Raw genomic sequence first — 11297 nt, 5'->3', positions numbered from 1 at the left:
CTCCCTTAACGGATCTCTTTAATATGAACTTGTGGAAGGAGTTCTTCTACTTTTTCCTTGGTACATAAACCTAGTGAAAAGGCTGTTGCACTTCCTGACGCTACACTATAACGAAAAGCTTCTTCAATATTTCTGGTCCGCTCGTAGGCAGCCAAGAAACCTGCGACCATAGAGTCCCCTGCCCCAACTGAATTTTTCACTTCCCCTTTTGGAACCTCCGCAAAAAGTGTCATTCCGCTATTTATCAGTGCCGCTCCTGCGCCTGCAAGAGAAACAATTACATTTTTCGCTCCCATATCCACGAGTCTTTTGCCATATGGGATGACTTCAGCTGGGTTTGCAATGGTGGTGTCAAATAATTCCCCCAGTTCATGATGATTCGGTTTGATTAAAAATGGCCGATAAGGAAGAACCTTTTTTAATAAATCACCTTCAGCATCAACAACAAAGTCTGCTCCACTTTCACTGCAAATTTTCACTAGTTCCTCATAGGTTGTTTTAGGTAAGCTAGCGGGGATACTTCCAGCTAGTACTAATAGATCATCTGCCCCTAAGTGGTGAATTTTTTGTTTTAGGCGTATGAAGTTTTGTTCTGAAATATTTGGACCAATGGCATTAATTTCTGACTCTTGACTGGTCTTAATCTTTACATTGATTCGAGTATCTTCATCAACCTCAACAAAGTCTGTATCAATTTTTTCATTATGAAGATATTGTTCAATATAAGCCCCAGTAAAACCACCAATAAATCCAAGTGCCTTACTTTTGGTACCAAATTGGTTTAATACCGTTGAGACATTTATCCCTTTTCCACCAGGAAACTTCGCCTCATTTATAGTTCGATTTAATTCTCCTAGCTGAAAGCTCTCTAATTTGACTATATAGTCGACTGAAGGGTTTAAAGTTAATGTATATATCATGATGTCACTACCTTTATAGTTGTTCTATTTACATATTGCTTCTGCGTTTCGTCATCTACATCATTAGTGATAATAGTTGCTTCATGGATATCAGCAATTTTGGCAAACGAGATTTCAGCAAACTTTGTATTATCTGCTAAAACATAGGTCTCTCTTGAAAGTGAAATTGCCTTTTGCTTCACCATTGCTTCCTCCTGGTCTGGAGTTGTAAATCCAAATTGTGGATGGATGCCATTAACACCTATGAAACATTTATCAAAACGGTAAAGGTCTAAACCAGCTAAGGCTCCCCTTCCGATGAAAGCATTTGTATTCGGCTTCGCCAAACCGCCAATTAAATAGGTCGATATGCCCTTATCTAATAATGGCTTTAAATGCATTAATCCATTCGTGACAACAACGATCTCCTTTAATGGCAGGAATTCAATCATTTCAATCACAGTGGACCCAGCATCAAGATAAATGCAATCTCCTTCCTCCACTAAATTCGCTGCATATTGAGCAATCAATCGTTTTTCTTGAAGGTTTTTGGAGGATTTCTCAATCATACTTAGCTCTTGAAGTTTCCCCTGTAATCTTGAGGCACCTCCATGGATCCTCTTTAGAAATTTTTGGTCTTCTAGCAAAGAGAGGTCTCTGCGAATTGTTGACTCCGAAGACTCGGTTAACTCCATAATTTCATTAATTTTAATAACATTCTTATCTTTTAACAATTGAAGTATGATTCGATGACGTTCTGGTGTTAACAAGTCATCACCACCTATTTTTTTATTCTTCTTAAGTACATAATACTGAAAACGATTGCAAAAATCAATCATTTTCTTTCAAAATCATTCATAAATTGAATGATTTTGAACGTTATTTGAATTTTTCTACAATACATAATATATCAACTTTTAAAAACAAAACTTTTCTGCTCCATGTCGAATGATTATGGTATAATATTTATGTATCATTTTGAAATATTGCGGGTGTGGTTTAATGGTAGAATTTCAGCTTCCCAAGCTGACGGCGGGGGTTCGATTCCCCTCACCCGCTCCATAGGACAAAATGGAGAAGTACCCAAGTGGTTATAAGGGGGCGCACTCGAAATGCGTTAGGACGGGTAACCGTTGCGTGAGTTCGAATCTCATCTTCTCCTCCATACATATTCTTTCAAAAAACACGATGTTTTATCGTGTTTATATTAATATAAAAACCGCCAGAAATAATTTCTGGCGGTTTTTGCATGTTCCTTATTGATAAGGACTTAACCATTCAGGGTCCCTATTAATACATAGAGGACATTTTTCCCTTGCAAACTGAAAGGTAGAAAAGGACTGCATACAATCTATGTGTTTTTTTACATTTTTATCTTACCTTAATCCTGCTGTGACCGCTTGAAAGAGATGACACAGTTTTTGCTTGATAAATTGGGACACTTTTTTCCAGTTTGAAACGTACATTATTACATGGAGAGGCATACATGATTGCCTTGGTTAATCAGGGAGACCCTTGTTTGGCTGTTTCTGGAAATTAATTAATGTATGTTTTGGCAGTAAATTTATGAATCGATACTCAAGAAAAAATGTATATAAGCTAATATTTATACATATTATATCAGTATGGGACTTAGACGGTTATGATGAAATAAAGGGTAAATTTTCCAACCCTTTTGTGTATCATCTTGATTGTTGTAACACTAGAAAAATAAATGAAAATCTTTCCGACGGGGAAAGTATAGAATTATATACTTGCTTGGATGGAGATGAACTGAAAGAAAAGAACGATATACTAAATGTTGTTGTTAACTTAAAAACAAAGCATTTCATTAATGATATAGGAAATTTTAGGTTAAACGAAAAACGCTTATTTGACGAATTAAGTGAACGGTTTTCATTTAGAGAGAGACAGTATGTAGTGGTAACTAAATAACAATACTTCTATTTCTCTTATTAAGCTCCCATGAAAATAAAAACTGAAAAAGGGCATAGAAAAATAGACCCAGAAAAACCAGTTTTTAAAAAAAGGCTGAGCCTCTTGAAAGATAATATTAGGGTGTGCTGTAAAGTGATTTAGTAACATCTTTCTACTTAACATTTGATCAGACAAAGCTGGCGCAACAACCAGAAAAAGGATTAATCTCCCATGAGTGCTACCCCTAAAGGGCGCGACAGTCGGTGGTACACCGTGGTAGTTGGAGTCAGACTAACGGATGGGCTCAAAGGCACCATAGTTCAAAGACCTTCTTCGCCAGCATTAAAACAGTATAGACTACAAGATTAATTTTCATTCTCTGTGGTGAAGCGCTGATTTTTCGCTTCATGGATGGCTAACGGGCAGTATAGTTGAATAAGGGGATAAAAAGAATGCAATAGTTTTCATTTTACTTAAAAACTGTAAGCTTTAAAAATTAAGCATTCTTATTAAATAAACAATAACATGAATGTAGACTTTTTTTCATACTATATTTTGGGGGTGGAAAAATGCCAAGAGTAAATTACCGAAGCTCAGACGTTGACGTAATGGCAAGGATGATGAGAGCAGAAGCCGAAGGTGAAGGAAAACAGGGAATGTTATATGTTGGAAATGTAATTGTGAATCGTCTTGCAGCAAATTGTTTAGATTTTAAAGGTTTAAGAACAGTTCCCCAAGTTGTTTTTCAAGTACAAGGAGGAAATTTTTCCTTTGAAGCCGTTCAAAAAGGGAATGTATTTTATCAAAGATCAAGAACTGCTGAAAGAAGATTAGCAAAACAGAATTTGAATTATTGGAGAGACCACCCAGCGAAATATGCCCTTTGGTATTTTAATCCACATGCTCCATGCCCTCCAACATGGTACGATCAACCTCAATCCGGTCAATTTAAACAACATTGTTTTTATGAACCAAAAGCTGGAACATGTGATAGTGTTTATAGCGGTTAAGCTTACTCTATGAGTAAGATTTTTATATATTTAGAATATTTACGCAAAATAAAATAAAACTTTTAGTAATAGTTTTTATCCAAGAAAGCAAGATTGTGAAATATTGTACTTAAGCTACCATGAAAATAAACTTCTGTAACACAGAGAAAAAGGCAATACTAAAGAGGTCGCAGCTCAATCATTTTTTAAAAAAGGGGAGAGCGCCAGATTCATTGATCCATGGTTTAGAAAGTAACTGGATTAAGAGGCTTTAGGTTCTTCTAACGTAACGGTGTATCCTAAACTTTCGAGTCGTCTCAGTGCATGCCGAACGATAGATTGTTGTCTCTGCTTATCAAAGTAGTCTTCGCCTAAGTCTACATACATTTCTTTTCGGGTTAAGAGATAATAAGAGATACGTAACATTGCGTGAGCGACTACAATACCAGCACGTTTCTTACCTTTTCGGGATGCTGTACGTCTATACAGTGCTCCGAGATAGTTTTTGGATCCTCTTACTGAATGAGCTGCTTCTGTTAACGCCGATCTTAAAAACTTATTTCCTTTTTTAGTTTTGGCTGATTTTCTTTTTCCAGTACTTTCATTTTGCCCAGGAACTAATCCTGCCCAAGAACACATATGAGCTGCAGTGGGGAATTGTTTTTTTACATCAGTCCCAATTTCGGATAGAATTTGCTCAGCCATTCTGGTCGCTATTCCAGGAATCGAATCCAATCGTGATACATCTTCCTGATGGGAACTGACTCTGTCCGCAACTTCCTTAACAAGCATCTCGATTTGCTCAGTAAGAAAATCAATATGACCTAAAATGGTTTTTAACATGAGGCGTTGATGTGAATTAATATAGCCTTTTAGGGCGAGTTCCAGTTCTTCTTTCTTTTTTTTCATGCTGCGTCGGGCGAAGTTTGCTAGTTTTTCAGGGTCCTCTTCACCATCGGCAATGGCATCAAGCATTTCTCGTGCTGAAACACCTAACACATCTGAGACCACAGATCCCAACTTAATGTTCGCGCCTTCTAACACTTTTTGGATTCGATTATGTTGTCTGGCACGCTCCTCGATAATACTTCGACGATATCGAACGAGTTCACGCAATTCACGTTGATTTCGGTCAGGGATATAACTGGCTTTAAGTAATCCATGGCGAAGAAGTTTGGCAATCCATTCTGCATCCTTCACATCTGTCTTTCGTCCTGGAACAGCCTTCATATGTTGGGCATTCACCACTAAAAACTCGATATCCTCAGCTTCCAGTAAATTCACAATAGGCTTCCAATAAACACTCGTGCTTTCCATGGCGACATGGGTACAATTATGTTGTTTAATCCGGTCAACCAACTGTAAAAGAAATACAGTTTTAGTAGAGAACGTTTGAATCTCCTTTCCTTTAGGTGTCAAAATACAGGCAGTAATATTGTCCTTATGGACATCCATACCGCATGCTCTTTCAATGACTACATCCATTGAAAACATCCTTTCTACGGCAATCATTATAATTAGAGGCTGGTGCAACAACCAGAATAGGATTAATCTACCATGTGTGCTTCCCGTAAGGGAGCGACAGTCAGTGGTGCACCGTGGTCGGTGGAGTCAGACTAACGGATGGGCTCTAACGCACCATAGTTCAGGACCTTCCTCTCCCAGCCGTAGAATCAGTATTGACGGTTCTAGCCCATTTTCATTCTCTGTGGTGAAGCGCTGATTTTTGCGCTTCATGGATGGCTAACGGGTAGCTTTACTTGTTGCCACTCGCAAGTTTTCCCGGGGATTAGGCATCATATTATATTTTAAATAGTATTTTACTGATTTATATAGCTATTTCACCACATATTCCTATGATTTGTTTCTTTAAAATTATTATCCTGAAAAAACTATCGACAAATTTACTTCTCATCCGTATAGTATTGGATATTATAAAAAATATTCAGATATAATTTTCAAAACGCAAAGATCAGGAGTAGTAAAAGCTCATTATTCGGTAAAGAGAGCTGCGGGTTGGAGCAACGCAGTCCAATGAAACTTTGAACTTGCCTGGGAGTGGTAAAGCGAAAGATTAGAGTTAATCTATTCTCTGGTTTTAACGATTGACCTTCGTTACAAGGTTTTTAAAGCAGGGTTCGAAAAGAGCCAATAAGAGTGGTACCGCGGTAAGCTTAAGGCATATCGTCTCTTTCTTCATTTGATTATGAAGAAAGAGACGATATGCCTTTTATGATTTTTTGGGAGGTTAGGATATGGAAACGGACAAACGGAATTTACAGAGGACAATGACTTCAAGGCATATTACGATGATGGCATTAGGCGGTGCCATTGGGGCAGGTTTATTTAAAGGAAGCAGTTCAGCAATTGATATGGCAGGCCCATCCATAATAATTGCTTACTTGATAGGGGGCATCATCCTATTATTCATCATGCAAGGTTTAGCTGAAATGGCGGTCCGTAATAGCGGTGCAAGAACATTCAGGGATCTTGTCCAATCTATTTTAGGAAAGTATCCTGCCTATTTCCTTGATTGGATCTATTGGAAAATGTGGGTATTGAACATCACGGCCGAATCAGTCGTTGCGGCTATTTTCATTCAATATTGGCTGCCTGAATATCCAATCTGGATACTGGCATTAGCTGTTTCGGTGTTAGTTACAGCAATCAACTTGCTATCAGTAAAGGTTTTTGCTGAAACGGAGTACTGGCTTGCTTTAATTAAAATTACCGTCATCATTGTGTTCATCATGGCTGGATTATTGTTGCTGCTCGTGACTTTTGGTGATCATACAGCAGTCGGTTTCTCTAACTTGACTGACCATGGCGGTTTCTTTCCGAATGGATCCACTGGTTTAATCACGGCGATGCTGGTGGTAATTTATTCATATGGCGGTACAGAAATTATCGGGGTCACATTGGCAGAAACGAAAAATCCCGAAAAAGTGGTTCCAAAAGCCGTTCGCAGTACATTGGTCAGGATCATTTCTTTCTATATCATTCCATTTTTCATCATCGTTAGTTTAATTCCTTGGAACGAAGTAAACGGGGTGCCTGAAAGTCCGTTTGTGATGGTCTTTCAAATGATAGGGATTCCAGGTGCTGACCATATTATGAACGCCGTTGTTCTAATAGCGATTATTTCATCGATGAACTCTGGATTGTATGGTTCATCCCGCGTTCTGTATACACAAGCCGTGGACGGTCGCATTCCGAAAATCTTTTCAAGTTTATCCAAGAAGAAAGTTCCTGTTTACGCAATATTAATTTGTACTTCCACTTTATTTGGCGGTGTACTGATTTCCTTATTTGCTGGAAGTAAGACCTTCGATTTTCTGATGGGATCGCTGGGATATACCGTATTATTCATCTGGTTGATCATTGCCTTCGCCCATTTGAAATCACGTAAACAACAGCCCGGAAAAACAAGTGCCTATTCAGTTAAATGGTTCCCGTATACGACTTGGGCTGCGATCATCGCTTTAATTACGATCCTGATCGGAATCATTTTCACGACATCCATCATGGTAACGATCATTACACTTTGCATCTACATCTTTATTACCTTAACGTATGTATGGAAAAGACGCCTTAACAAAATCTAGCAGAAGTGATAATTGAAATAGATGGTTATTATCATCAAGCCTTACTTAAGGCAGCTCATGCAGCCACTACACTCATGCTAGACCTGTTCTTCAACTACCATGAAAATAAGTTTCTTCAAGATTAGAAAAATGACAATACTTAAGAAGACCCTGCTCAATCGTTAAAAAAAAGAGGAGAGCGATAATTAATAAGTCTATGGATTAGGGTTGACTGGATTAAGGTCAGTATCAGTATAGACACTTCCTAACCATTTTCATTCTCCTGTGGTGAAGAGCCGATTTTTGCGCGCGCTTCATGGATGGCTAACGGGTGCTTTACTGAAACAAGGAATAAACTAAAAAGAGCCTAAATTATGCAAGTTTTTATTCACTACTTGTATATTTAGGCTCTTTTTATATTCATAAAACATAATACCTTTTTATTTACCAAAAACAGTTTGACTTCGTTTTATAAGAGAATCATATTCGTAGAGGCTCCGTGTCAAAGGACATTTATTTTAATCTAACTTCCATTTAAGTGTGTCACTTAAATGAGCAAAAACTGTGTCATTTAACTAGACGGTCACACCTGCAATAGAATAATCCCATTTTTATTTGAAATTATTATGTAAAATTAACACTATTCGAGAAAAATAATTATAACAATGCTACTTCTAGTTTTTCTTGTTGATTTAGATATGTGTATAATAATTAGGATGAATAATTTGAAGAGGATGATACACTTGAACATTACTGGACACTCAGTTGAAAAATTGGAAGATCCATTCGGTTTATTATCAGGTGACCGATATGAGTTTTTCTTAGATCTTGATGTAGATGAAGAGGATGAGCTTTATTCGGATAAAGGAATTGGCCTAAGGGCCATTTTCGTCAGCGACGAAAATGGTGACAAAATAACCAACTTTTATCTTTATGAACAAGGGAGCGAAAAGGTCCTTGACTTTGATCTGGAAGAGGATGAAGAAGAACTGGTCCTTGCCTATTGTAAAGAAAACGCAAAAGAATAATAAAAAGGCAGGGAGAAATGAAACCTCCCTGCTAACAATTTGATCACATAAAATTCTTACTATGATTGTGAATTACCTGCAATTCTTTAGTACTTTCTGTCATTTCACTTTTGCAGATCGGACATAGTGGCACATCAGTGCTTTTAAAATTGTCGCGAATCCAGCATTTACAAGTCTCTGAACTACATACCCAAATTTTAGTTTCTTCTAATTTGATTTCCTCATCATTTTTTCTACCAAACGCCAAAACGATCACCCCTTGTAATTAGTGCATGACTGTTTTTAAATACTTAGTTTGCTAGCTAAATAATATGGAAAATATCAAATACATCATTTAGCAGTATCCTATTGACTTTTAAACTATTCTATTTGTGTATAAATCATATATATAAAAGGTGATGCTTAATCATGGTGCATCACCTTTTTTTAAAAGAATTAAACTGTTTTAACGTTAGAAGCTTGTGGTCCGCGAGCGCCTTCAACGATTTCAAAAGAAACTGATTGGCCCTCTTCTAAAGTTTTGAAGCCTTCTGATTGGATAGCTGAGAAGTGTACGAATACGTCTTGACCGCCTTCAGCTTCAATAAATCCAAATCCTTTTTCTGCATTAAACCATTTAACTTTACCGTTGTTCATGGAAAAACCCCCAAAATATAGTTCACTTTTAATTTATCCTACATTTAAAAAAATAAAAAAGACGCACTAACACGTTTGGGCAATAGACATCACCCACATTTTCGTGCAGTTACGACTACTTAAAGCAATAAATATTTAACTAACTTAAAAGCGTACCTTTATTTTAACTCATTTCGGCTATTCAGTCAACAAAATTTCAAAAACTAGGAAATTCAGTGAATATATATCAGTTAAAAATATAATAGTTTCCTATCACTCACCAGCAATCAGATTTTTTACGTTGGGGTGAATTGTATTCCAAGTCAATGAATCCCAAATTGAGTTCATAACTCTTTATTGAAATTACCTTGTAAAAATATTTCCATGAAATTGACGACAAATTTCTGTAAATCCGCTTCCATGCCAATGTAATCAAGAGTATTAACCGGTTCTTTATCAGGTTTTGGTCGAAAATCAGCGATGCTTTTGCCTTTGGCATTACCAAATTCCTCTACTCTTACTCTTCTCGGGATATATTTTACGAAATCCGGTTCCGTTAATGCCATTAACGGGACCACATCATGTAGTGGTGCACCTTTAATTCCCGGCACATTCTTCTGATAGGCTTTATAGTAATAATCAAAGGCTGGTTTTAATAATGGTTTAAAGGGTGTCGGGCTGTTTTTGCTAAGGAAGTCAATAATATCAGGAGTTATAATTGCTTTGTTTGTTATGTTTAAAGGAAAAAGATGAATATTATGAGCTTTTTCCATAACGGTATCTGCCGCAATTGGATCCACATAAAAATTCGCCTCAGCTTCAGCAGAAATATTTCCAGGGACCAAAAAAGCCCCTCCCATAATATAAAATGAGTTTACTCCCTTTAATGCGTCATTCCCATATAAGATAAACATCAATGCTAACTCAGTCAATCTTCCGACAGAAACAATCACAAGGTTTCCTTTATATTGTGTAACAATTTCAAGAATTTTGTTAATATCATAAACTTTTACATTCTGGATCGTATCTGGAGGCTTAATTGGTCCTAATCCCTCTTTGCCATGTATTTCAGGGTAAAACACTATTGATTCACCTGATATTGGTCCTGCTGCACCTGCTATGATCGGAATATCTGCTCTCCCACCTAAAGTTAACAGGTAAGCTGTATTCTTAACCGATTTTTCTTTCGGTGTATTTCCATAACCACTGACAATACCAACTAGGTTTATTTTCGGATTAAGTAAGGCATACATGATGGCAAACGAATCATCGATACCAGGATCAGCAATCATAAGCACATTATAAGCCATAGCCTCTCCTCCAATTTTCTATATTTATTAAAATTATGCAAAGAAAATGGTTGAAAGAACATGAAAAACCGACCCGAGAGAATTCGAATCGGTCGTTAGCAAATTTCTTAGATTATGCTTCCTTTTTGACTCTTGTTGCTGCTTTCTTTCTAGGAGCTGCCGCTTTTTTGGGTTTTGTGCGATCAATGGATGCCTGTAATGCTGCCATTAAATCAGTGACATTTGACGCTACTTCCTTCGTTGCAGCTGATACGGTTTCTTGTCCACTTCTTTTAGACTCAATCAATTCCAACAATGCAGTCCGGTATTCATCAGTGTATTTTTCCGGCTCAAAATCTGTTGTTAATTGATCAATCAGTAAGATAGCAGTGTCTAATTCTCTTTTCGTCACTTTGTCTTCTGAAGGTACACTAGGTACATCACCGGCTTTACGAACTTCATCAGGATAATGAATTGTTTCCATGACTAAGACATTTTCATATACCCGTATAACGGCTAATTGCTCCTTTGATCGAATGATGATTTTGGCAAGTCCAACTTTTTGAGACTCCAACAAGGCCTTTCGAAGCAAGGAATAGGCTTTTCCGCCCCCCTCACTGGGAGACATATAGTAGCTTCTATCATAATAGATCGGATCAATTTGTTCCATTTTTACAAAATCAATAATTTCGACCGCTTTCTCTTCGTTTTCTTTTCTTAACTTTTCGAGTTCTTCATTATCAAGGACAACAAATTTCCCTTTTGTATATTCATATGCCTTAACGATATCCTCTGGCTTCACTTCTTCCTCACAAACAGAACAAACTTTTTCATATTTAATCGGGGCATGACATTTGTTATGCAGGGTCCGGAGCTTTATATCTTTATCTTCTGTCGCCGTATGGAGCTTGATGGGAATGTTTACAAGTCCAAAGCTAATACTGCCCTTCCACATCGTATGCATGGTTAATTCTCC

General features: G+C 37.2%; 11 protein-coding genes, 2 tRNA genes and 1 other annotated feature. Of the genes, 6 read left to right on the top strand and 7 right to left on the bottom strand.

Translation table 11 applies throughout. The features are described from left to right. Positions 1–5 precede the first annotated feature (5 nt). Positions 6–920 carry a 1-phosphofructokinase gene (gene pfkB, locus QF028_RS06530; protein WP_429464564.1) on the bottom strand — a complete coding sequence of 305 codons (915 nt, stop codon included), beginning with the start codon at positions 918–920 and terminating at the stop codon, positions 6–8. Continuing rightward, positions 917–1669: a DeoR/GlpR family DNA-binding transcription regulator gene (locus tag QF028_RS06525; protein WP_410885772.1), complete on the bottom strand. Its 753-nt coding sequence runs from the start codon at positions 1667–1669 to the stop codon at positions 917–919. Before QF028_RS06525 ends, pfkB begins: the two co-directional genes overlap by 4 nt. 218 nt (positions 1670–1887) lie before the next feature. Here QF028_RS06525 and QF028_RS06520 point away from each other — a divergent pair. From QF028_RS06520 to QF028_RS06505, 4 genes are all read left to right on the top strand, one after another. Beyond that, positions 1888–1961: transfer RNA gene (locus QF028_RS06520), tRNA-Gly, on the top strand. Between the two features lie 11 nt (positions 1962–1972). Beyond that, positions 1973–2064 (top strand) — tRNA-Ser (locus tag QF028_RS06515). Positions 2065–2465: 401 nt separating this feature from the next. Continuing rightward, positions 2466–2834 carry a hypothetical protein gene (locus QF028_RS06510; protein WP_429464563.1) on the top strand — a complete coding sequence of 123 codons (369 nt, stop codon included), beginning with the start codon at positions 2466–2468 and terminating at the stop codon, positions 2832–2834. 551 nt (positions 2835–3385) lie between these two features. Further along, positions 3386–3826 (top strand): cell wall hydrolase, encoded by a 441-nt coding sequence (locus QF028_RS06505; protein WP_429464562.1) that lies wholly within the window; start codon positions 3386–3388, stop codon positions 3824–3826. 240 nt (positions 3827–4066) lie between these two features. Here QF028_RS06505 and QF028_RS06500 read toward each other — a convergent pair whose 3' ends face one another. Next, positions 4067–5290, bottom strand: coding sequence for an IS110 family transposase (locus QF028_RS06500; RefSeq protein ID WP_429464561.1), 1224 nt, complete (start codon positions 5288–5290; stop codon positions 4067–4069). A gap of 474 nt (positions 5291–5764) precedes the next feature. Then, positions 5765–6000: a binding site (T-box leader), on the top strand. 60 nt (positions 6001–6060) lie between these two features. Between QF028_RS06500 and QF028_RS06495 the strand changes: the two genes are divergently transcribed. Both QF028_RS06495 and QF028_RS06490 read left to right on the top strand, forming a co-directional pair. Then, the gene (locus tag QF028_RS06495) at positions 6061–7410 is read left to right on the top strand and encodes an amino acid permease (protein WP_429464560.1); all 1350 of its coding nucleotides are present in this window, start codon (positions 6061–6063) and stop codon (positions 7408–7410) included. A 713-nt stretch (positions 7411–8123) separates the two neighbouring features. Continuing rightward, the gene (locus QF028_RS06490; protein ID WP_429472209.1) at positions 8124–8417 is read left to right on the top strand and encodes a DUF6509 family protein; all 294 of its coding nucleotides are present in this window, start codon (positions 8124–8126) and stop codon (positions 8415–8417) included. Between the two features lie 43 nt (positions 8418–8460). On the opposite strand, the gene QF028_RS06485 is transcribed toward QF028_RS06490, so the two are convergent. The 4 genes from QF028_RS06485 to QF028_RS06470 form a co-directional block, all read right to left on the bottom strand. Continuing rightward, positions 8461–8664, bottom strand: a complete 204-nt coding sequence (locus QF028_RS06485; RefSeq protein ID WP_179195903.1) for a cold-shock protein — start codon at positions 8662–8664, stop codon at positions 8461–8463. Between the two features lie 188 nt (positions 8665–8852). After that, positions 8853–9053, bottom strand: a complete 201-nt coding sequence (cspD, locus tag QF028_RS06480) for a cold-shock protein CspD (RefSeq protein WP_088088644.1) — start codon at positions 9051–9053, stop codon at positions 8853–8855. Positions 9054–9376: 323 nt separating this feature from the next. After that, positions 9377–10342, bottom strand: a complete 966-nt coding sequence (locus QF028_RS06475) for a nucleoside hydrolase (protein ID WP_214998338.1) — start codon at positions 10340–10342, stop codon at positions 9377–9379. 112 nt (positions 10343–10454) lie between these two features. After that, positions 10455–11285 (bottom strand): Ku protein, encoded by an 831-nt coding sequence (locus QF028_RS06470; protein ID WP_214998337.1) that lies wholly within the window; start codon positions 11283–11285, stop codon positions 10455–10457. Positions 11286–11297: the final 12 nt, after the last annotated feature.

Origin of the sequence: Neobacillus sp. B4I6 (genome assembly GCF_050434045.1) — a bacterium.
Classification (GTDB): Bacteria; Bacillota; Bacilli; order Bacillales; family Cytobacillaceae; genus Neobacillus.
The sequence above is the reverse complement of the archived record's forward strand: the minus strand, read 5'-3'. Positions and strand labels throughout refer to the sequence as shown.